General features: G+C 47.6%; 1 protein-coding gene. It reads left to right on the forward strand.

All coding sequences use genetic code 11. The annotated features are described in order from the left end of the window. Positions 1-804, forward strand: an 804-nt coding sequence (gene ltrA, locus M3180_RS22265) for a group II intron reverse transcriptase/maturase (RefSeq protein ID WP_251671623.1), incomplete at both ends; no start/stop codon positions are given.

Consider the following 804-nt stretch of genomic DNA (forward strand, 5'->3'; position numbering starts at 1 on the left):
TAACGCCTGTATTTGACCCAACGTTTTCCGAGCAAAGTTATGGATTTCGCCCACAACGGCGAGGGCATGATGCGGTAAGGAAAGCACGAAGCTACATGGAAGAGGGAAACCGCATTGTGGTAGACATCGACATGGAGAAATTCTTCGACCGAATCCACCACGACCGCTTAATGGCAAAGCTGGCGGAACGAGTGACAGACAAAATGGTGCTGAAACTTATTCGTGGCTATCTGCAAGCGGGAGTAATGGAAGGTGGTCTCGTTCAATCGACAACGGAAGGAGCCCCGCAAGGAGGTCCACTTAGTCCGTTATTATCGAATATCGTCCTAGACGAGCTGGATAAGGAACTGGAAAAGAGGAACCTCCGTTTCGTGAGATATGCCGACGACTGCAACATCTACGTGAAAACGTGGAAGGCAGGACAACGAGTGATGAGCTCCATTACTGCATTCATCGAAGGAAAACTGAAATTGAAGGTTAACCGAGAGAAAAGTGCGGTTGCCCGTCCATGGAAGCGCAAGTTTCTAGGGTTCACGTTCAGCTGGGAGAAGAAAAATCCGCGAATAAAGATCGCAAAGCCATCACTAGATCGAGTGAAAGCAAAGATTAAAGCGATCACCTCTCGGAGTGAGCCGATCCCGATCGAACTACGAATAAAGGAACTCAATCAATATCTTACAGGCTGGTGCGGTTATTATGCATTAGCCGATACGAAAAGTGTGTTCCAAGCGTTGGACGAATGGATAAGAAGAAGGCTTCGAATGTGTATATGGAAAGAATGGAAGCAGCCGAAGACAAAGGTCA

The organism is Paenibacillus camelliae, from assembly GCF_023715345.1.
GTDB classification, from domain to species: domain Bacteria; phylum Bacillota; class Bacilli; order Paenibacillales; family Paenibacillaceae; genus Pristimantibacillus; species Pristimantibacillus camelliae.